Source organism: Dactylosporangium cerinum, assembly GCF_042653625.1.
GTDB lineage: Bacteria > Actinomycetota > Actinomycetes > Mycobacteriales > Micromonosporaceae > Dactylosporangium > Dactylosporangium cerinum.
Map to the genome: position 1 here is coordinate 1 of NZ_JBHSIU010000116.1, position 21,248 is coordinate 21,248.

Here is a 21,248-nt window from a genome sequence, read left to right on the forward strand (position 1 = left end):
AGTCCGACGAAGAACTCCGAAGACGAGTGGTATAGAGCTCGTATCCCCGCCGACGTCGACACCCCGGACAAGGTCGTCTACGGCTTGACGTTCCGGCAGCTGGCGATCCTCGCCGTCGCCGCCGTCATCGGCTACGGCGCCTGGAACGCCCTGCACACCCTGCTGCCCGTGCCGGTGCTGCTCGGCGGCGCGGTCGTCCTCGGCGGCCTCGTCTTCGGCCTGGCCGTCGGCCGCCGCGACGGGCTGCCGATGGACCTGTGGATCCTCGCCGGGCTACGCCACTCGCGCGCGCCCCGGGCGCTGAGCAGCACGGACAGCACGGCCCGGGCACCGGACTGGGTGCAGGCACCGGCAACCAAGGTGATGCTGCCCGCGCCGCTGAAGCTGCCCGCCGACGCGATCGGCGACGACGGGCAGATCAGCCTCCCTGACCGACATGGCGGCGCGAAGGCGGCGATGGTCGCCGCGACCAGCGTCAACCTCGCCCTGCGCACCGCGGACGAGCAGGCCGCGCTGATCGACACGTTCGGCCGGTGGCTCAACTCGCTCGCCACCCCGACGCAGATCGTCGTGTCGGCGCAGCCGGTCGACCTCGCCTCCTCCGCCCGGAACCTCGCCCGCGCCGCGGACCGGCTTCCGGACCAGGCGCTCGCGGCCGCGTGTACCGACCACGCCCAGTTCCTGGCCGACCTCGCGGAACGCCGGGACCCGCTGCGCCGGCAGGTCCTCATCGTCACCCGCGCCGGGGCGGGGGAGCGCGGCGAGCACGCCGCCCGTCGCCGCGCCGACGACACCGTCCGCGCCCTGTCCGGCCTCGGCGTCACCACCCGCGCACTGGACGGCAACGCCGTCACCGCCGCCCTCGCCGCCGCCGCGGACCCGTACCGGCCGCCGCGGCCGGGCGGCCTCGCCGCACCCGACGCGGTGATCACCGCAGCACCCGCCAAGCCGACCGCGGCCAAGACCCGCAGGAAGACACCGTCATGAAGCTGCTCACACGTCCCAGCACCCGTTCAGCCACCCGTTCCGCTGCCGAGCCGGCCCCGCCCACGGCGGGGCTGGCCGCGGCGGTCGCACCCGCGTCCGTGGAGGTCACACCGCGGATGCTGCGGGTCGGTGACGGCTACGCCGCCACCCTTGTCGTCACCGGCTACCCGGCCGAGGTCGGCCCCGCCTGGCTCGAACCCCTCCTGTCCTGGCCCGGCCGGCTCGACCTGGCCCTGCACATCGACCCGCTGCCGGCGCCGGTCGCCGCGAAGCGGCTGCGCACCCAACGCGCCCGGTTCGAGTCGTCTCGCCGCGCCGACGCGGAGAAGGGCAAACTCACCGACCCGTATGTCGAGGCCGCCGCCGAAGACGCCGCCGACCTCGCCGAGAGGTTGGCGCGCGGCGCCGCGAAACTGTTCCGGGTCGGGCTGTACCTGACCGTCCACGCCCGCACCGAACCCGAGCTGCTCGACGCGTGCGCGCAGGTGAAAGCCGCCGCCGCGTCGACGCTGATCGAGGTGCAGCCGGCGACGTGGCGGCACCTGCCCGGCTGGACCACCACCCTGCCCCTGGCGACCGACAGCCTGCAGATGCTGCGCACCATGGACACCCAGGCCCTGGCCGCGGCGTTCCCGCTCGCCAGCGCGGACCTGCCGGCGCCGCTGCCAGGCGACCCGGCCACCAGCGGCGGCGTCCTCTACGGCATCAACCCCGACTCCAGCGGCATCGTCTGGTGGGACCGGTGGGCGCAGGAGAACCACAACAGCGTCGTCCTCGCCCGCTCAGGGGCTGGCAAGAGCTACTTCGTCAAGCTCGACGTCCTGCGCAACCTGTACCAGGGCGTCGTCGTGTCCATCGTCGACCCCGAGGACGAGTACCTCCGCCTCGCCGACGCCGTCGGCGGCACCGTGGTCCGGCTCGGCCAGCCCGGCGTGAAGATCAACCCCCTGGATCTGCCGGTCGGCGACACCCGACCGGACGTGCTGACCCGGCGCGGGTTGTTCCTGCACACCTTGATCAGCGTCCTGGTCGGCCACCAGCCGCCGCCGACCGAACGCGCCGCCCTGGACCGGGCCATCCTGGCCACCTACCGCGCGGCCGGCATCACCGCGGACCCGACCACCCACCGGCGGCCGGCCCCGCTGCTCGCGGACCTCGCCGCCACGCTCCGCGCCGACGACGACCCGGCCGCCACGCAGCTCGCCGCCCGCCTCGCCCCATGGGTCGACGGGTCGTTCGCCGACCTGTTCAACGGCCCGACCAGCACCCGCCCCGACGGGCACCTCGTCGTGTGGTCGCTGCGGCACCTCCCCGATGAGCTGCGCACCGTCGGCACACTCTTGGCGCTGGACTCGATCTGGCGCAGCGTCGACGCCCCCGGCAACCGCCGCCTCGCGGTCCGGCGCCTCGTCGTGGTCGACGAGGCGTGGCTGCTCATGCGCGACGGCGAGGGCGCCCGGTTCCTGTTCACCATGTCGAAGGCCGGCCGGAAGCGAAATGCGGGCCTGTCGGTGATTACCCAGGACGTCGCCGACGTCCTCGGCACCGACCTCGGCATGGCCGTCGTGTCGAACGCGGCCACCCAGATCCTGCTCAAGCAAGCCCCGCAGGCGATCGAAGCGGTCGGCGACGCGTTCGGGTTGACGGTCGGGGAACGGCGGATGCTGCTGGCCGCCCGCACCGGCCACGGCCTGCTCATCTCCGGCACGAACCGCACTGCGTTCGAGTCGATCGCCTCCCCGAGCGAACACACCCTCGCCACGACTTCTCCGGAGTTCGTCGCGAGTTTGGAGGATTTCTGACGGAGCTCTGGATTGGGTGGGCGGTGAGACGGTCAGCGGCGGTCCACAGTTGGTGTGAACTGCGTTCGGCGTACGGATCTATGTCCACGGCCAGGTACGCGCTGACACGCGAACGTCCATGTACTGACCCGAGGAGTTCTGGACCCAGAGGTCGGCCTCCTCGCTTGCAATTCGCGCCGCACGGGGCCGCAGGAGGCGAGGCTGAACCAGCGGCCGACGGCGGCGCCATGGGAACGAAGGAGACGGTCCGGATCGCCGAGCAGCCAGCCGACCACACCGGCGAGCGCGTTTCGCGGCGAGTGGGTCGATATCAGGGTTGGCCCAGGGCCCGGACGCACTGCGAACCGCATGGCTCGAGGTCCTCGCCGGTCGTGTACCACCGTGTGTGGGTCACGTCTTCCGGCTGTGAAACAGACGTCTCCAGACCGTCCCCGATGCAGCCTATGTGCGCCGGAACGTAGCCTGATAACCCGTTGAATCGGCACCCGTCCAGACCAGTGTCGTCGTATCGCACGTGTACGACGCACCGCAGTTGCCGTCGCTGAACAATGTCCACGACGTGCAGTACCCTGCGGCGAACATCCCGACGCCGTCGGCTTGCAGGAAGAAGAACTTTCCGTCGTAGGCGCGGAACCTGAAGGTCTGGTACGGGTTCTTGGTCATGTCGGACACATCGGAGTCCGTGGCGCGATAGCTCAGCTCGGAGCCGTCGCCGTATGTGCCGTTCTCGCCGCGAATGGACAGCTTCACCCCGCTGCTCTCCCAGGCACCGATGTCCTCCGCGGTCGCGGTCCAGTTGCCGGTCAGGCACTCGTCGACCTGGGTGGCGTACGCCCGGTTCACGGTGGCAGCGGTGAGCGCGGTAGCCACGACCGCGGCGACCGCCGACGACACGACCAGCCACCGACGGCGTGGCATGCGATCGCGCAGCCGGATCGCCACGCTCCGGACACCTAGCAGCGACAGCACCCCGCCGGCGGCAGCAACGGCCAGCGCGACGCCGGAGAAACCGCTCCAATATGCGCTTCCCGACGCCACGCCCAGGAGGACCAGACCGAGGACCAGCAGGCCCACTGCCTGGCCGCTCCTGGAGGCCCCGAAGGTGCGCAGAACCCGGGCGAGACGACCCGGCGACATCGACCGGGATCGTCCAGGGGCCACCGGTGCCGCCGTCTCAGGGACCGGATGAGTGGCCGCGCTAGGCTCGCCGGCCATGCCGGAGGCGGCCGTCCCAGACGATTGCGTACCCGGTGCGCCCTGGTCGGTGCCGGCCAGAGCCGGGGACACGGTGGCGAGCGCGGGCGCTGGCGTGAACCGGTCCGCAGCGGTGGACGCCGTCGCAGCGCGGCCCGGCTGCGGCGCATGGCCCGCGGCCGGGACGAACGCCTGCCGCGCCGCGCCCGGCAGCACGTCGGGCGGCGAGGACTCGCTGGCGGTGAGTCCGTGAACGCTGCCGTGGGCGACCACCAGCTCGGGCTGTTCGATGACGACCGGCGCGACACCCAGTGCCCGGTGGATCAGCGTGGCCACCATCGGGATTCGGCTCGACCCGCCCACAAGGAACACGCCGGCCAGCCGGTCGGCCGTCACGCCGCTCGTGAACAGCGTGGCCGTGGTGAGCGCGACGGTCCGGTCCAGATGCGGCCGTGCGAGAGCCTCGAACTCTTCGCGGGTGACGTGGATGTCTCGCTCCAGGAGTGGCACAGGCATGCCGGCGCTGCTGCCGCGGGTGAGCTGTTCCTTGACCGTACGGGCGTCCTCCCACAGCTGGCGACGTGCCCGGTAGTCGGCCGTGGTGCTCGGCGCAGCCATGCGACGCCATTGCTCGGTGTCGCCGACCAGCGTGCCGACCCGTGTCACGATGGCCTCGTCGAAATCCAGGCCACCGACGTCGTCCAGCCCGGCGGCTGCCACGACGTCCCAGCCACCGTCGGCTCCGCGGCGCACGACGGAGATGTCGAACGTCCCGGCGCCCAGGTCGTAAACTACGACCGCGTGGCCGGCCGGCACCTCATGACCCAGCACAGTGGTGAAGTAGCCTGCCGCCGCGACCGGCTCGGCAATCAGGATGACCTCACCGAGCCCGGCCGACAGCGCTGCGGCGGCCAGCAGCGACTGGCGAGGTTGCGCCCAGGCGGCCGGATGTGTCAGCACGACCGTGGACGGGCTCGCACCGAGCACGCGCCGCGCCTCCTGATGGACTCGGTCTAGCACCGCCCCGACCGCCTCGACGACGGGTACCTCGGCAGACCCAAGTAGCAGCACGCCGTCATCGATGCGGCGTTTGGGGTTCGGTTCGTACGGCGCGGGGTTCATCCGCGCGGCGCGCTCGCCGTCCCGCCCGACTAACAGCCTGCCGTTGTCCGCGTAAACCCCTGAAGCCAGCAGCGGCGACGAGTCGAACAACAGCGTCTCGCTCCGGCCACCGGGAAATACAACGGTGGCAACGGTGTGCGAGGTGCCGAAGTCAACGCCGAGCGCAAAAGCCACCCCGCGATGGTATGCGGCGCTGCACTCCGACCGGCATGGCCGACCCGATCGACGGGTCGAGCCGGACGGGCAGTTGCCGGCTGCCGCCGGGCCGGCCCGACGTGCAGGAGCGCGAATTGCCTTCCGGTGCTACCACGTGATGCAAGGTGTCGCAGGGTCCCGTTGAGCAAGGCATCGCAGGCTACGGCCCACCCTACGGTGGGGTCAGGTGAAAGTGCGCGATTCCGAAGAAATGCAATATTGCGGTCGCTCCGCCCCCGCCCCCCGTAGTCGGCCTGCGCCGGCCAGTTGAACTCGTCGGCGACCTACTCCACCAGGTAGCCAGCCAATCGGTGGATGTCGCCCTGATACCGAGCAAGGAGGAGGTCCAAGATGGCCCAACGCCCACACCCTGCGCCGCACTGCCAGCCGAGACAACCCCAGCCGTGGGCGCTGATAGGCAACGAACCAGTCCACATCCTAAGGCTGCGCTGTCCACACTGGACGCTGCAGGAGTCGGATGAACTCAAGCAGTGCCGACCGATCGTGCGCCACGGTACTTTCCGCGCAACCCGCTCCGAACGCCGTGAGCAGGTACTAGTCGGGCGGTTCATGTTCGAAGTCCTCACCCCCCTGGCCGGTCGTCAAGCGCTGCAGGGTGTCGAGCGACCGGACCACGGCCAGTCCCACGACCACCCCAGATTGCCAATACCGACAGCTGGTCATCAACTCCGAAAATTCGTCAGGAATCCCGACCGACTGTCAAACACCTCCACCTCGTCGGCGTGTCACGCCTGGCCAGCTCCAAAGACTTTCAGCCTGCGGTCGGCCACCCAGGAACTGTGGGGAGTTCCGGTAACGAAGCCGAGCGACCTGCTCGACCTCGAAGACCCGGACGACGAGCAGGACCTGCTGTGAGCCGCCTCCAACAGGCAGTGGCGGCGGTCCACGCGCCTGCCCCGTCCGGTCATCCGCCGCCGAACCTGCAGCTGTCCGCTTCGCCGTCACCGGCGCCCAGCCCTTCCGGGCCGGGCGCCGGTTTCGTTTCCCCACCCTCACCGGTGGCGGCGTGGCTGCTCGACGCCGTTCACTGGGCCGGTGGACGGCCGTGGCTGCTCGCCGTGGCCGCCGCCGTCCTCGTCGCCTGGGTCGCCGCGCGGAACCTCCTGGCCGGGTGGCGGCACACCCGCCACGCCGCCGGCGCCCGCCTGGTCACCATCGCCCCGCCGCCGGAGGTCGACGAACACGCCGCCGGGGCGCTGTGGGCGAACCTGCACGGCGTCCTCACGCCCTCCAGCCGGCGGCGGCTGCTGTACGGGTCGCCACACGTGGTGTGGCAGTACACGTGGACCGGCCGGCAGCTGCGGATCACGGTGTGGGTGCCCGGCACCGTCCCGCCCGGCGCCGTCGAGGCAGCGATCCGCGCCGCGTGGCCCGGCGCCGCGACCACCACCGACCCGGACGCGCCACCACCGATCCCCCTGCAAGCGGCGCCGGCGGTCGGCGGACACCTGCTGCCCCAGGCCGCCGAATGGCTGCCCTACAACACCGACTTCGACGCCGACCCGCTCCGCGCGCTCATGGCCGCCGGCGCGCAGCTGCGCCCCGGTGAGCACGCCTGCGTGCAGGTCCTCGCCCGGCCCGCGCCGCCCCGCCGCGCGGCACGGGCCAGACGGGCGGCCGGGCGGCTCCGCGACGGCAAGACCGCCGTCCCCACGGTCAACCCCGCCGCGCCCGTGCTGTGGCTGCTGGAGCTGTTCCAGACCGGAACCTCCGCCCGGCGCGCCAGCACCGGCAACCAGGCGGCCCGACGGGATCCCGGCGTCGAACGCGACGTCCGGGCGATCCTGGACAAGACCGCGCAACCGCTGTGGACGGCCGGCATCCGCTACGGCCTCGCCAGCACCAGCGAACGCGGCGGCGCCACCCCGCAGGGCCGGCTGCGCGGGATCGCCGACGCCGTCGCGTCCAGCTTCGCCGTGTACGCCGCTCGCAACCGTCTCGGCCACCGCGCCCGCATGTCGCAACCGGTGGCGGTGCTGGCCGGGCGGCGGCTCGGCGCCGGTTTCCTCGTCAACGGCGGCGAGCTCGCGGTCCTCGCGGCGCTGCCGCGTGATCTGGCGGTGCCGGGCCTGGACCGGGCGCGGGCCAAGCCGATGCCGGCGCCGGTCGCGGTGCCCGGCGGCGGCCGCGGGATCAAGGTTCTCGGTGACGCGGAGGTCGGCGGGCACGGTGTCGGCCTGGCGGTGCCGGACTCCCGCTACCACCTGCACGTCGTCGGCTCGACGGGTTCGGGCAAGACGACGCTGCTGGTCAACATGGCCGTCGACGAGATCCGCGCCGGTCGTGGCACGGTTGTCATCGACCCGCACGGCGACATGGTCACCGACATCCTCGACCGGCTCCCCGCCAACGTCGCGGACCGGCTCGTCATCTACGACCCGGACCAGCCGAACCCGCCGTGCCTGAACCCCCTCGAAGGCGACGACCCGGACCTCGTGGTCGACAACCTGGTCTCCATCTTCGGCAACATCTTCGCCAAGGCCTGGGGCCCGCGAATGGACGACGTCATGCGGGTCGCCTGCCTCACGTTGTTGCGGCACGCGAACGTGACCCTGCAGCACATTCCGCCGCTGCTCAACAGCGCCCAGTTCCGGTCGGCGATGACCGTCGACCTCGACGACCCGGCCGGCCTGAGCGGGTTCTGGCAGTGGTACGACGAGCTCAACCCCGCGTTGCGGTCCCAGGTGATCGGCCCGGTCCTGGCACGTCTCAGGGCCTTCCTACTGCGGGACTTCGTGAAGAAGACGATGCGGTTCCCGAAGTCGAGCTTCGACATGGGCAAGGTCCTCAACGGCGGTGCGCTGCTCGTGCGTATCCCGAAAGGGCAGCTGGGGGAGGACACCACCCGGCTGCTGGGCTCGCTCGTCCTGGCGCAGGTGTGGCAGGCCGCCACCGCGCGCGCCACCGTCGCGCCCGACAAACGCCGCGACGCGACGCTCATCATCGACGAGGCGCAGAACTTCCTCACCCTGGCCAATTCGCTGGACACGATGCTTGCCGAAGCCCGCAAGTACCGGCTTTCGTTGGTCCTGGCCCACCAGGACCTCGCCCAGTTCCCGAAGGACCTCCTCGCCGCCGCGTCCTCCAACGCCCGCAACAAGATCTACTTCACGGTGGCGCCGGAGGACGCCAGGGTCCTCGGCCGGCACACTCTGCCCGAACTCGACGAGCACGACCTCGCGCATCTGGACGCGTACACCGCCGCGGCGCGCCTCGTCGTCGCGGGACGGCAGACCCCCGCGTTTACCATGCGGACCCGGCCGCCGAAGCCGGTCATCGGCGAGGCCCTCGCCATCCGGCAGACCGCCGCCGCGGCGGTTCCCGAACAGGACACCAGCGCCATCGACGCGCTCGTCGAGCGACTGTCCCAGGCCCGCGAGCCCCGCCAGTCCGACGGCAATGCCGGCGACGGCCGGCGGGGCCGGGCACGGCAACCCAGACCGTGACCGCGGACGCGACCGGCTGTCAGTGACGCCGCCGAGGTGATCGTTGACCCGGTCGCGGCGGGGGTCGTTCACCCGCTCCGCCACGACCGGGTCACGGCATGCCTGACCTGCGCTGTCAGTGCAGCACGTGCGCCTGACAGCGCCCGGCCGAGCCTTCCTCACCCGCCAGACACCCCTCGCCAACGAGGGATCTCTTCCTGCCCAGGAGCTCATCCACCATGCCATTCGACCGTCTCACTCAATCCGGCCCCGTTGCCCTTCCAATCGATGCTGTTCCCTCTCTCGCTGTCCGGTCGTCCGGTCCCCCGTCTCCGTCCTCTTCCTCCTCTCCGTCCCCGTCGTTCCGTCGGTCGTCTCCGTCGTTCGCTGCTGGTCCGGTCTCGTCCTCCACTCGCTCCGGCGCTGTCGGGTCCGGTCGGTCCGGCCCGACCGACGATGTGGTCGCCGACGCCCGTGGCTCGCGTGCCGATCCGCTCGCCGTGTTTCGGCGCATCGTGCCGCGTGACCGTGCCCTGCTCGCCCTGCTCGCGGAGCACTACCTGCTGTCCAGCAGCCAGATCGCGGCGGCGTTCTTCGACAGCCTCCGCATCGCGCAGCGGCGCCTCACCGTGCTGCACCGCCTCGGCGTCGTGCACCGCTTCGCCTACCCCAACGCCGAGCACACCGCCGTGCCCTACCTGTACACGCTCGGCCCGGTCGGCCTGCAGCTGTACCCCGACGCGTACGACGACCCCGACAGCCGTTACGGCAGGGCGCCCCGCAACGCGCTGGAACGAGCCCGAAGGATCGCCGCCAGCGCCACCGCGGCGCACCTGCTCGGCGTCAACCAGTTCTTCGTCGACCTGCTCGCCGCGACCCGGCTGCCCAACGCCAGCGGCGCGCGGCTGGTGCGGTGGTGGTCGGAGCAGCACGCCACCGACGTCTACGCCCAGTCCGGCATCCGCCCCGACGGGCACGGCATCTGGCACGCCCACGAGCACACCGTCGGGTTCTTCCTCGAACACGACCGCGGCACCGAGGACCTCCCGCGGGTGGTGGCGAAGTTGCGCGCCTATGCCCGGCTCGCCGAGTTCGGGCCCCGGTACCCGGTGCTGCTGTGGCTGCCCACCCTGCAGCGGGAAGCCAACGTGCTGCGGCTGCTCGCCGGGGTCAACACCCCGATGCCGGTCGCCACCGCCGTGCACGGCCCCGACCCGGCCGGACGGGTGTGGACCCTCACCACCGACCTGCCCGCCGGCGCGGGCCGCCGCCGGCGGCTGCACGAGCTGCCGTCCGAGCACGGCCCCCGCTCCGGCACCAACCCCGGCCGCTACGACGACTGACCGGCACCGACCCAGTCGCCTCGTGCCGCATCCCGACGGCATCTCGTCTGGATGCTCGCCGCGCCTGCGCCGGACTCGGCTCACAGCGCAGGTCAACGCCGCGCTGGCTCCCCGTACGGCGGACCGGCGCGGACGGTGACTGTCAACATGCAAGATCGTTTGTGAGCGTGGTGTCGTCTCACCGCGACACCACGCACGACGCGACCCGCACCGCGCAGCCGCTCACAGCGCAGGTCGCGGCACCTTCTGCCGACCCTTCGCGGCAGGCGGGCTGAGAGCGACGGCCGCTACCGTTCACGGCACTACACAACCCCCATATATCTCGCTCCACCCGGTTCGGTCCCACCTCGGGCCACCCGCCGCACCACCAGGTGCAGACACCCACCCGCCTCCGGGCCGGTCGGTCCCAAACCTGCGCGGCGACCCCAAGGTCGCACCCAACCAACCAGCACCACCTCAGGCGCCGCACCCAAGCGCCAGCCAAAGCCCGCTTCCAGCACCCGACCCACGAACCCGGTGGGCCGGTCCTTGCTGCGCGCCCGCACGGCGCCCAAACCCCTGCAGGAGGCCCCTCATGTCCAAGAAGCACCGCTGCACGTTCACGACGTCGTCGACGAGCACGAACCGTGGCGCGAACGGCGCTGCGACGCTGGCCCCGACGGTCCGCATCATGATCGTCGCTGTGCCGGACGAGCTGCCCGGTGAGGCGCTCACCAACCGCGCCCTTGATCAGCACTTCAACGTGCAGGGCACCCTCACCCACCGCTTCTGGGCCATCCCCAGCATGTGGGTATGGCAGCGCAGCCAGCTGGTCGACCCCCGCAAGGGTCACCCTGTCTACTGCGCCGGAGGACCCGCCCGGCTGCTCAACCTCGACGGCATGCGCCACGCCGCCGGTGTCGGCGCAGCAGTCCGCTACCAGCTGTGGTCACGGGTCGTGCACGGCACCCGCCCGGCCACCCCGTGGACCCAGTTCCTGACCCGGCACCTCGCCGACCCCTACACATTCCCGCGTGACACCGCGATCGCGGCGTACAACGCGCAACCGCGCGTCAACGCGATCCGGATGCACAACGCCGTCACCTACGGCGCCGGGCGCATCGACCTGTGCGAGCTGGAGATGTTCCAGGCCGGCTGCATGGCGTACCAGCACTACAGCGCCTCCACGGCGCTGGCCGGTGACACCGTGCTCACCACCGAGGGACACCGCTTCGCTCCCGCGAGCGACGCCTTCGCCGACCGGGTGACGTTCCTGGAGCAGACCAACCGCTACTTCGGCTGCATCGACGCCGACCAGCGGCTGCTCGCCGTCACCGTCTGACACCACGACCGGAAACCGGTCCGGCCAGCCCACGCACCGCATCCCTGCACCCGGGGGACACAACGCGTGCACTGCCCGACCGGCTCTCACCACCTCGACCGGCACAGGCCAGCGGTGCCGCCGGACGGATCCGCACAAACGACAGAACAAACGAGGGAGCAGCCATGCCCGCACACCTGTACTTCGAGCTCAAAGCAGTGCTCGAGCACGCCCGGTTCGCCGTCCTCGCCGACTACAACCTGAGGACTGAGCAGGAGGCCGCCACCGACGCCTCCGCCCGCCCCGCGCTGTGGTACTTCCGGGAAGGAGGACAGGTACACCTCCACGGCAACGGATTCATGCGGCACCACCTGCAATCCCGCGGCCCAGCCAGCGTCCCTGCGCAATCACACGCCGCGCTCACCACACCGGCCGTACGCCCCCCGGACCGCAGCCACGCCGCCGTACTGCCACTCCTGAACCCGGATGGGCCGTCGCTGATCGACGACCTGCACCAGGGTCTCGCCGCAGGAATGCAGCTGGCCGTGCTCAACCCGGCCACACTCCATCTGGGTGTCGGTCGCCGCCGTCTCCGCAGCGTCGCCACACCAACCGGCCCGCACGTCGCGACCCTGGTCGGACAGCCACGCCTTTCGGTGCAACCGCTGCCCTACAGCAGCAGCGGCACCAGCCAGCCGATGCTGCGGCGCGTGTCCTGACCCCACCAGACCCCACCAGTACGAACCGAGCGAGCCGGTGACCTGCCTCAAGCAGGCGAGCACCTTCCTCGCCTACAACAACGGGGAGCGGCAACTGCTTGCCGTCGCCGTCTGACACCACAACCGGAACCGGTCGGGCCAGCCACGCACCGCATCCCTTCCCTGTACCCGGGGGACGCGACGCCTGTGCTGCCCGACCGGCTCCACCCTGCGCCGCCAGCACGGGCAGCGACGGCGCACCAGCGCGTCCAGCACCTCGGGCGGTCCACCCCGACGTGCCCCACGCACCGGCAGCCCGCCATGCCCGGCGCGAAACAGCCCGCGGCACAACCCGCGAAGCGCTGCACCCCACGCGAACTCGACGCCTTAGGCCTGGAGGGCCCACGTGTCCGAACTGATCTTCCCGCTCGACGACGTCCTCGGCCTCGCCGAGCACGCGCTCGCCGCACCGTCGCACACTGCGCCGGTCGGCAACAGGCCACCCGGCCCGGCGCTGCTGCTGCTGACCACCGACGACGGCAACTGCCTGCTGTCCAACGGACTGCCGCAGCTGGACGCCGCACCCGGACAGCCGCACATCTGCGGACTGCGAGCCGTCTACGCCGAGAACGCCACCCATGGCGTCACCGGCCCGACGCGAACCCCCAGGCCGCCGCCGGCGACGTGCTGAGCCTGCCGCTGACCGCACCGGCCGTACGCCGACTGCGGGCCAACGCCGACAGCCACGACCTGTGCACCCTCACCCTCACCGCCACCCACACCATCCTCGGCGTCGCCCGCCGCCACCCCGGCGGCACCTGCGCCCCGTCTCCGGCCACGGCCTGCGGCTGACCACCGTCCACCGCCCGGCGCCCCGGGCCGGGGCGCGACACCAAGCCCGGCCGGCCGCCCTTTGCCCCTTTTCCGAACGTTGTCCATCCACTGTCCGCAAAGGAGCGAACTGTGCATCATCGCTTGTGGTTCCGCCTCGACGACGTTCTGCCCCTCGCTGAGCATGCGATGGCCTGCCCGACGCATCAGCTCACCGACGCCCAGGTCCGCGCCGGGCAGCCGCTGCGGCCCGCCCTGTACTGGACGGGCAGCCCCAAGCTCGACATCCTGCAGTCCAACGGCATCCCGGCCTGGCACGGCGTGCGCGGCACCATCCACGCCGCCGAGGCCCACACCTGGCGGCACACCGCCACCGGCCGTTACGGCGCTGCCGACATCGACGGTTACCACACCGGCTACCTGCCCCTCGGGCCCGTTGACGGCCAGCCGGCCCTGATTGTTGCCCTCCGCGACGCCGTCGCCGCCGACCGGCACTGGATGTGGGTCGACATCGACCCTGCCGACGCGCACCTGATCGACCATCGACGGGTCGGATTTGCCGAGGACCGCCCCGAGCTCGTCCCGGCCGGCACCATCTGGACACCGGCCATGGTCACCTGCGACGCGGTCGCCGGTGCGGCCTACCGGGCGCTGATCCCGGATGGCTACACCACCGACTCCGGGTACCTACTGCCGCGTTTCGATCTCGCCACCGTCGTGCGGCTCATCGCTGACCTCGATGCGATGCACGCCCGCCGGGACCGCAGCAGCGATCCGACGCTCGGACGGACTCCGACGCGGCGTCTGTTCTGCGGCCGTTTCGGCAACGTCGTGCTGATCGGCGAAGAACTCGACGACGGCACAACTACCAGCTCCCGCCGGGTGGACGCGGCCCGCTGCGACGCCGACCAGCGGTACAGCGTCGGCGCCTACACCTGGCCGTGGCAGCTCGCCTCCTGACTCGCTGACCGACGCTGGCCCGACCAAGCCGCCGCTGACGCGTCACCAGCACCGACCTGCCCCAGACGAACCACCCGGCCGCTGAGCGGCCCACGCCACCCGCTCGACCCCTGGCCGATGCCCGGCCGCCCGCGCGAACACGCGCACCTGACCTCCGGGCACGGCCGTCCGGCCGTGCCCGGATTCCGTCCCCGGCCCGAACATCCGGGCCGCAGCCGAGAGGAGTCCGTTCATGGCCCTGCGCCACACCACCAGCCAGACCCCGGCCGACGGCGGCGCGGCACCCGCCGCAGCCGAGACCGCCGCACGGCACCGGCAGCCGGTCGCCGAGGCCGACCTCGTGCTCGCCGCCCGCGTCCGGGTCGGCGACCGCGACGCCTTCGCTGACCTGTACCGGCACACCGTCCAACGGGTGACCGCGTTCGTCACCGCCCGCGTCCACCGCAGCGAGCTCGACCTCGTGGACGACCTCGTGCACGACGCGTACTGCCTCGCCCTGACCAAACCGCACCGCGTCGGCCCCGACCTGGTCGGTTCCATGTACGCCCTGGCCGCCCGGGCGCTGACCAGCCACAGCTGGTCGCAGCGGCGCTACCTGCGCGCCGCGCACACTGTCTACACCGTCCGGACCGCCGACGCCGCGCCGGGACCGGCCGACCGGCGCGCCATCACCGCAGTCGCCCACAGCGGCGTCAGCAACGGCGCCCTCAGCGCGGCCTTGGCCCGGCTCACGGCCGACCAGCGCCACGCCGTGCAACTGCGCTACCTCGACGGGTACAGCCGCGGTGACGCCGCCGTGCGCATGCGCCGCACGGTCGCCGCCATCGAGAGCCTCGAGCGTCGCGCGCTGCTGCGCCTGCACGAGCTGAGCACGGCCGCCGGAACGGCCTGACCGGCGCCAGTCGGGACGGCGACGCAACCCGCTCCACATCGCTGTGCCCCGCTGTCCTCGGCAGCGGGGCACTTTCCGTGTCCATACCTCGCCACGCGACCGCCACGCACCCGGCCGACCGACCGTGGCCGTCACGCCAACCGCCGAAAGGGCAGCCATGACCGCATCAGACCAACCCGCGGACCAGACACCCGACGCCGACCGGCCACTCGAACCCGGTGACATCGTCACCGTGCGCTGTGACGACGACCCGCACCGGGACACCCCGCCCAATCAGGCATTCGTCATCATCGACGGATTCCGGCAGGACGGGATCGCCTTGGCAGCCCTCGGCGGCGACGGGCTCGAGTGGCGCAACCAGCCCCGCGAATGGCTCCGCCTGGTGTCTCCGGCGCCGCTGCGCCAGGCCCGCCACGCCGACGGCCACATCATCTACCTCGTCGACTGACGGCCGCTCGGATCAGCCGAAACGCCACCCCGCAACACCATCTCGCCGCATCGGCGACGCCGTGTGCCCCGCCGTCCCCGCCGCGGGGCTCTTTCCGCCTCCACACCTCGCCACGCGACCGCCATGGACCACGTCCGAGCCCACCGGCGCACGCCGCAGCGGCTTGCAGATGTGATTCGCGCGGACCCCGTGGCAACCGCTTCCGACACCCATCGGACCAGGCAGCAGCCAACAGGAGGAACAGCGCATGGACGACGGACCCGACTGGCCCGAGACCTGCAACGCGCACTACGCCACGGGCGGCCACGACCCGTACGGCACGAGCTGCGACCACGCGCCTGGGCACAAAGGACGGCACCGCGGCAGAGACCCGTTCGGCGGCGACGGCCACGTCGAGTGGTACGGCGGCGGCACCGTGGCCGGCGACCCGCTGCCCTACCGCGACGTCCGCTGGACCTGACCGGCACCGACGCCGTCCAGCGCCCACCGCACCGCGCCGGACTGAGTCGCCGCAGCGCGCGGCGCCGGTCCAGGTCGCCTTCGTGCACTTGCTTGTCCGCGCCGGTCAAGCGTCCATCAGTGCACCTGACCCATCGAATCCTGTCACCACGAGAGAAAGTAGACGCCCATGTCATCTGCCACCAGCACCGACCGCGCCGCCAGCGGCGCGCCGAACACTGACGGCCCTGCCGCCGAGCGTGAACTGCCTGTCCTGGACGACAGGTCGCAGCAGCTGCTCGTCGCTCTGACCGGGCTTGGCCAGGCCACCGCTGCGGCCCTCGCCGTGGAGGCCGGCATGCCCTACTCGACCGCCACCCCGAAGCTGCGCAAACTCAACAGCCTCGGCCTGGCTGAGAGCATCAAGGCCGACAACGGCCAGACCGTCTGGCAGCTGACCGACGCCGGCAGGCAGCACCCCGCCGTTGGCGACGCCGATCAGGCCGACGCCGGTGACCAGCATGACGTGAGCGGCCCGTCGGAAGCCGACGCCGTACCGCAGCCGGCGGCCGACATCGCGGCCCAGCCGACCGGCGACAGCACCAGCGGCACACCGGCCGACGCTGCTGCGGTGGACGACGGCGACCCGGACGAGACGGTCACCGCCGAGGAACCCGCCGACCCTGCGGACGCCGAGACCGACGGCGGCGACACCCCCGACGAGCCCGCCGACACTCACGACCCCGCTGATGCCGACACCGCCGCGCAGACCAGCGACGACGCCGTCGCGCGGACCGAGTCGAGCGACGACGCCGGGCACCACCCCGCGGACGAGCCGATGGAGCCCCAGCCCGGCGATGCCTCCGTCGAGGCGGTCTCCGCTGCCGCCGACGAGCCGGACCCGACCGCAGCGTCGGCCGGGACCAACACGACCGTCGGGGAGGACTCACCCGCGACGGGGGCGAAGCCGAAGCGCACGCAGGCGAACCGCCGCGCGCCGGGCAGCCTGGACCGAACGACCCTGACGATCCTGGCCGCCCACCCCGACGAGGTGTTCACGGTCGGCAGGCTCAGCAAGCTGATCGACGCGGCCGAGGCGGGCACCGGCGTCGCCAAGGCCAGCCCGGGCGCGGTCGTGCTCGCCGGACAGCGCCTCGTCGGGCGCAGCGAGGCGATCCTCGCCTCGGAGAAGCCGGTCGGCTTCCAGTTCCGCGCGACCGCCGTGACCGCCGCGACCGTCCCGACGGCCGCGGCGCCGACGGTCGGCGGCGACGCCCAGAACGCCTGAGAGAACCTGCCGTGAGCGGCACGGCCCAGGCCGTGCCGCTCGGGTGATCAGCGCAAGTGAGCCGCTGGGCGGGCGTCGGGAAGTTTCGACGCCTACCACGCCCGCCCGGCGGCGCTCCCGCATCGCACACAGGAGCGTGACCAGTGTCCCCGATTCCTCTCCTTACCGCAGCGGCCTACGGGCTGCTCGCCGGGCTGCTCATCGCGGCGCTGCCGCTGTGGCGGCTGTCCCGAGCGCTCGGCACCGCACGTCGGCAGGCCAACTTCGACGACACCACCGCACTGCCCAACCGGCGCGCGTTCCTCGCCGCCGTCCACGACGCCCAGAGCGCCGACCGGCCGTTCGGGATCATCATGCTCGACCTCAACCGGTTCAAGACGGTCAACGACGGCCTCGGCCACGAGGCCGGCAACGACCTGCTCGCCGCGCTCGGCCAGCGGCTGGCCGCACTTCCCAGCCCGATCCGGCTCGCCGCCCGGCTCTCAGGCGACGAGTTCGCGCTCCTCGTCGACGGTGACCCGCACGACACGTTCCACGCGGCCCGGCTCGCGGCGACAACCGTCAGGTCCGAACCGGTGACGCTGCACGGACCCTTCATTGGCACCACCGCCGAACCGGTCCCACGACCGGGGCCAGTCATTGTCACCGTCGGCGCGAGCGTCGGCTACACCGTCGGCCGGCTCGGCGTCACCGCCCGGGAGCTGCTGCAAGAGGCCGACGAGGCCATGTTCGGCGCCAAACAGGCCGCCGACGGTATCCGCCGGTACGAACCGGCGGAGGCCAGCGCGCAGCCGCGCCCGGGACGGTGCCGCGACCGCCGCTGAGCCGCCGCGACCGACCCGCCTACATCCGTTCAACCCGATCCGACCTCGACCGCTGCCGGCGCGCCTCCACACGGGCGCCGGCAGCTGCTGCTTGTCCGCGCGTCGAGGTGCATCCCTCACCCGTCCACCGCTCACCGGCTTGGAGCACCATGCTGCCGCTCGACACCATCCATGCGGTCATCGGTTACCTGGCGACCGCCGCCGCCCCGACCGCCGCGCCGCCGCGCACCGAACTACCCAACCACCACCGCCTGTCCGGCTTCGCCGACGTGCTGCCCGAGTACACGCTGCTCGTGCTGCACGACGGCGAGGAGCCCGACGCGCCGCCCGGCACCCGCCGCATGAGCGGCGGCGCCGTGGCGATCCACCCCGAACTGGTCGACGCCTACCACGGCGGGCTCGTCGACCTCCTGACGGACTTTGCCGGCACGCTGCAGCCGCCCGCCGACGAGCCGAGCACGGCCGGCGCCAGGGTCCCGCTGGACCGGCAGTCGGTTGCGCCGGCCCTTACCAGAGCGATCGTCCCGAGGCCGGGTGCGCGACTGGTGGCCTGCGCCGTCCTCTACGACGACATCCACACCGAGCCGAGCACCGGCCACGACAACAGCCCGACGATCGTGCTGACCCGCAGGGTCGACGCCGTCGACGTCGACGGGCGCGTGTACCAGGTCGTGCGCCAGTCCGATCGTCCCGACGCCGTCATCCTCGTCGACGACGAACCGGATGTCCTCGACACACCGGCCACGTACGCCGGCCTCACGGCCCTGATCACCGCCGCTCTGCACCTCATCGCCGCCGCCTGACGCGGCACGCCCGAGGACAGCGCCGCGCCGGCTGTCCGCCCGGATGCACCGCGCGGCCGTCCCGCCGGCAGACCGGCAGCGGCATAACCGCAGCACCTCACCCACACGGCGCCGACCCGACGACTTGACCTTCGTCGAACGGCAAGCGTCGATCTGTGCTGTCGCCGTCCGGGCCCGCGTGACACGAGCTCCCAGGCCCGCCGGGCCTGGACGGCGACCTTCGCCAACCTCGGCGCGCAGACCCGCACGACATGCACCTGCGTCGCCGGCCGCGCCCGCAGGAGGCCCAGCAACCCAAGACCACACCGCGAACGGTCCCGCCCTGGCGGGAAACGCCGTTCGCCGCAGCGGCATGCCTTCCAACCCCGCGATCGGGCCGCGGTCACCGCACCCGACGCACCCGGCTCCAACAGCCACCGTCCGATACACCACCACGAGGAGACGCACCATGACCAGCGGCAACTCGCTCGCGTCACAGCACAGCCCCGACGTCGCCGACACCGTCGACGCCGACACCCTGACGTACCCGATCTCCCCGGAGTACGTGCGGTCCTGGACCCCGGTCCGCGCACTGTGCGAACTGATCGCCAACGCCCTCGACGAGGACCCCGCCGCGCAGGTGGCGTGGGCCGACGGCGTCCTGAGCATCACCGACGACGGCCCCGGCATCCCCGAGGAAGGGATGATCCTCGGCGCCTCCAGCAAGACCATGCAGCAGATCGGCCAGTTCGGGGAAGGCAAGAAGCTCGCGTGCCTCGTTCTGGCGCGCAGCCCGGAGATCGGCGCCGTGCGCTGCGAGACCGTCGGGTACCGGTGGACCCCGAGCGTGGAACGCCGCCGGCTGCTCGCCGGGCTGATCCCGTCGCGCTCCGGAGAGGGCGCCGAGGTCCTCGTCTACCACCTGTCCCGCAACGACCGCACCCGCGGCACCGTATTCACGGTCGTCTGCCCGCAGGAACTCGCTGAGGAGGCGATCGGCCGGTTCCGGGCGCTGACCGAACCCGGCTACCAGCCGCCGCAACTGCCGGGCACCTGCGTGCTCACCGGCGAGCCGGGCCGTGTCTGGATCGGCGGTGTCCTGGTCAGCACCGTCGACGGCCTGCTCGCGTCCTACGACCTGCCCCTGGACGTCAAAGGATTGCAGAACCGGGACCGGACGGTCATCGAAGCGGGTGCGCTGCGCGACGCGGTCCGCGGCATCCTCGCCGCGCACGAGGACCCCGTGATCATCGAACTGTTCGCCGCCCACGTACTGGCCGGTGGAAGCCTCCGCGAACAGGAACTGATCTTCGACGCCGTCACCGCCGCCCGCCCGCGTGCCGCGTGGCGTGCCTGGGCACGGGCCACCCTGCCCGCCAAGACGTACTACGCCGGCCGCCGCCAACAGGAGGAGGCGGTGCTGGACCTGCGGGACAAGAACTACACCGCAGTTTCCGCCAGCGGCATCCCCGCACTCCAGGAACACGCCCTGATGGCGCTGCTCGGCGTCGAACTCGCCCGCGCCCGCCAGCAACAGCACTACGAACGCAACCGCGGCAAGACCACCTGGGTCAACGAGCAGGACCTCACCGCACAGGAACGCGGCACGCTCACCGACACGACCAGCCTGGTGCGCCGCGCCATCGGGGCGTTCGCCCTGGACCGGGTCCGCGTATACAGCGCCAGCGAGGAAACCCCGTGCGCCAGCGGGTTCTACACCCCGACCACCGGCGACGTCGCCATCCACCGCGACACCCTCGCCGACCGGCAACAGACCCTCAGCACGCTGCTGCACGAGGCAGCGCACCGGGTCGGGCACCGCGGCGGTGGCCGCTGGCACCCGATCCACGACTACGCCGACCGCAGCCGCGGGTTCGAGAACCTGCTCAGCGACTTCGCCGGGCTGCTGCTGGGCTACCTCGCCGACGGCGGCACCCTGCCCGACGTACCCGAACAGCCGGCCTCGCCGTCCGGCCAGGCGCCGCAGCGTCGCCGGGTCCGGCTGTCCGGCGCGGACGACCCGGCGGTGCCGATCAGCCGCCGCGACCTCGCGCACCTGCTCCTCGACCGGCTCCCGCACGCTCTCGTCGGCGGCGGCTTCACCAACGCCGCCGACCTGGTCGCCTCCACCGCCGTCGACCCCCGCTACTGGCGGCTCATGACCGACCCGAAGACCGCCGGGTTCCGCCGAACGCAGGGCGTCAGCACCGCCTGGGACTACGACAAGGTCGCCGTGCTCGCCGAGGCCGTCGGCGTTCACCCGCCCGTGATGTGGCTGGGCACCAACCTCTGCGAGGGCCCGCTGTACGGCATCGCCCGCCGACGCTGGAACGAGCCCGGCCGCCGCTGGGCTCGGCGGATCCGCGACCTGGTTTCAACGGCCTGCACGGACCTGGAGGCGCTCGGCGGCGGCTACGCCGAACAGGTCCCCGCGCTGCGCGCCCTCACCGAAGGCCGCACCCCCACCCCGGCCGGCGAGGACAGCTGGCAGGCGCCCGTCCGGGCGCTCATCGCCCTGGAACGGCAGCGCCTGCACCTCGACGACACGGAAACGGCCGCCTGAGCACAGCGACCGCTGTCGACTTCCACCGCCCGCGCCACGGCGGGCTGCAGCACGACGCGCGCCACCGCTTCGGCGGTGGCGCGCCGCTGTCCCGCGCCCGCAGGGCGCTCCGCCCGAACCTCTCGCCCTGCCGGC

The 21,248-nt window shown here is 72.2% G+C and carries 17 protein-coding genes; 16 read left to right on the forward strand and 1 reads right to left on the reverse strand.

Features of this window, described 5'->3' with window-relative positions; all coding sequences use genetic code 11:
- The first annotated feature begins 42 nt into the window (after positions 1-42).
- Positions 43-987, forward strand: a complete 945-nt coding sequence (locus ACFPIJ_RS56410) for a PrgI family protein (RefSeq protein WP_380127854.1) — start codon at positions 43-45, stop codon at positions 985-987.
- Positions 988-1,103: 116 nt separating this feature from the next.
- Positions 1,104-2,789, forward strand: coding sequence for a VirB4 family type IV secretion system protein (locus tag ACFPIJ_RS56415; RefSeq protein WP_380127855.1), 1,686 nt, complete (start codon positions 1,104-1,106; stop codon positions 2,787-2,789).
- Positions 2,790-3,230: 441 nt separating this feature from the next.
- Here the strand turns inward: ACFPIJ_RS56415 and ACFPIJ_RS56420 are convergent, their stop codons facing one another.
- Positions 3,231-5,279 (reverse strand): Hsp70 family protein, encoded by a 2,049-nt coding sequence (locus ACFPIJ_RS56420; protein WP_380127829.1) that lies wholly within the window; start codon positions 5,277-5,279, stop codon positions 3,231-3,233.
- A 968-nt stretch (positions 5,280-6,247) separates the two neighbouring features.
- Between ACFPIJ_RS56420 and ACFPIJ_RS56425 the strand changes: the two genes are divergently transcribed.
- From ACFPIJ_RS56425 to ACFPIJ_RS56490, 14 genes are all read left to right on the forward strand, one after another.
- A complete protein-coding gene (locus tag ACFPIJ_RS56425) occupies positions 6,248-8,767 on the forward strand; it encodes a type IV secretory system conjugative DNA transfer family protein (RefSeq protein WP_380127856.1) in 2,520 nt (839 codons plus the stop codon).
- Positions 8,768-9,258: 491 nt separating this feature from the next.
- Positions 9,259-10,089, forward strand: coding sequence for a replication-relaxation family protein (locus ACFPIJ_RS56430; protein ID WP_380127857.1), 831 nt, complete (start codon positions 9,259-9,261; stop codon positions 10,087-10,089).
- A gap of 574 nt (positions 10,090-10,663) precedes the next feature.
- Entirely contained in the window at positions 10,664-11,410 is a 747-nt protein-coding gene (locus tag ACFPIJ_RS56435; RefSeq protein ID WP_380127830.1) for a hypothetical protein, read from the forward strand.
- A 164-nt stretch (positions 11,411-11,574) separates the two neighbouring features.
- Entirely contained in the window at positions 11,575-12,108 is a 534-nt protein-coding gene (locus ACFPIJ_RS56440; RefSeq protein WP_380127831.1) for a hypothetical protein, read from the forward strand.
- Between the two features lie 385 nt (positions 12,109-12,493).
- Positions 12,494-12,778, forward strand: coding sequence for a hypothetical protein (locus tag ACFPIJ_RS56445; RefSeq protein WP_380127832.1), 285 nt, complete (start codon positions 12,494-12,496; stop codon positions 12,776-12,778).
- The gene (locus tag ACFPIJ_RS56450) at positions 12,772-12,939 is read left to right on the forward strand and encodes a hypothetical protein (protein WP_380127833.1); all 168 of its coding nucleotides are present in this window, start codon (positions 12,772-12,774) and stop codon (positions 12,937-12,939) included. Before ACFPIJ_RS56445 ends, ACFPIJ_RS56450 begins: the two co-directional genes overlap by 7 nt.
- 111 nt (positions 12,940-13,050) lie before the next feature.
- Entirely contained in the window at positions 13,051-13,878 is an 828-nt protein-coding gene (locus ACFPIJ_RS56455; RefSeq protein WP_380127834.1) for a hypothetical protein, read from the forward strand.
- A 232-nt stretch (positions 13,879-14,110) separates the two neighbouring features.
- A complete protein-coding gene (locus ACFPIJ_RS56460) occupies positions 14,111-14,770 on the forward strand; it encodes an RNA polymerase sigma factor (protein ID WP_380127835.1) in 660 nt (219 codons plus the stop codon).
- A gap of 157 nt (positions 14,771-14,927) precedes the next feature.
- Positions 14,928-15,218, forward strand: coding sequence for a hypothetical protein (locus ACFPIJ_RS56465; protein WP_380127836.1), 291 nt, complete (start codon positions 14,928-14,930; stop codon positions 15,216-15,218).
- Between the two features lie 247 nt (positions 15,219-15,465).
- Positions 15,466-15,678, forward strand: a complete 213-nt coding sequence (locus ACFPIJ_RS56470; protein ID WP_380127837.1) for a hypothetical protein — start codon at positions 15,466-15,468, stop codon at positions 15,676-15,678.
- Positions 15,679-15,846: 168 nt separating this feature from the next.
- Complete coding sequence (locus tag ACFPIJ_RS56475) at positions 15,847-16,944, forward strand: hypothetical protein (protein WP_380127838.1); 1,098 nt, start codon at positions 15,847-15,849, stop codon at positions 16,942-16,944.
- Between the two features lie 143 nt (positions 16,945-17,087).
- Positions 17,088-17,768, forward strand: coding sequence for a diguanylate cyclase domain-containing protein (locus ACFPIJ_RS56480; protein ID WP_380127839.1), 681 nt, complete (start codon positions 17,088-17,090; stop codon positions 17,766-17,768).
- A gap of 149 nt (positions 17,769-17,917) precedes the next feature.
- The gene (locus tag ACFPIJ_RS56485) at positions 17,918-18,571 is read left to right on the forward strand and encodes a hypothetical protein (RefSeq protein ID WP_380127840.1); all 654 of its coding nucleotides are present in this window, start codon (positions 17,918-17,920) and stop codon (positions 18,569-18,571) included.
- A gap of 448 nt (positions 18,572-19,019) precedes the next feature.
- Positions 19,020-21,113, forward strand: coding sequence for an ATP-binding protein (locus ACFPIJ_RS56490; protein WP_380127841.1), 2,094 nt, complete (start codon positions 19,020-19,022; stop codon positions 21,111-21,113).
- The last annotated feature ends 135 nt before the right edge of the window (positions 21,114-21,248 follow it).

Coding starts and splice junctions, on each gene's coding strand:
- ACFPIJ_RS56415 (WP_380127855.1), top strand. CDS start 1,104: ATGCTGCGGGTCGGTGACGGCTACGCCGCCACCCTTGTCGTCACCGGC.
- ACFPIJ_RS56435 (WP_380127830.1), top strand. CDS start 10,664: ATGTCCAAGAAGCACCGCTGCACGTTCACGACGTCGTCGACGAGCACG.
- ACFPIJ_RS56440 (WP_380127831.1), top strand. CDS start 11,575: ATGCCCGCACACCTGTACTTCGAGCTCAAAGCAGTGCTCGAGCACGCC.
- ACFPIJ_RS56460 (WP_380127835.1), top strand. CDS start 14,111: ATGGCCCTGCGCCACACCACCAGCCAGACCCCGGCCGACGGCGGCGCG.
- ACFPIJ_RS56465 (WP_380127836.1), top strand. CDS start 14,928: ATGACCGCATCAGACCAACCCGCGGACCAGACACCCGACGCCGACCGG.
- ACFPIJ_RS56470 (WP_380127837.1), top strand. CDS start 15,466: ATGGACGACGGACCCGACTGGCCCGAGACCTGCAACGCGCACTACGCC.
- ACFPIJ_RS56475 (WP_380127838.1), top strand. CDS start 15,847: ATGTCATCTGCCACCAGCACCGACCGCGCCGCCAGCGGCGCGCCGAAC.
- ACFPIJ_RS56485 (WP_380127840.1), top strand. CDS start 17,918: ATGCTGCCGCTCGACACCATCCATGCGGTCATCGGTTACCTGGCGACC.
- ACFPIJ_RS56490 (WP_380127841.1), top strand. CDS start 19,020: ATGACCAGCGGCAACTCGCTCGCGTCACAGCACAGCCCCGACGTCGCC.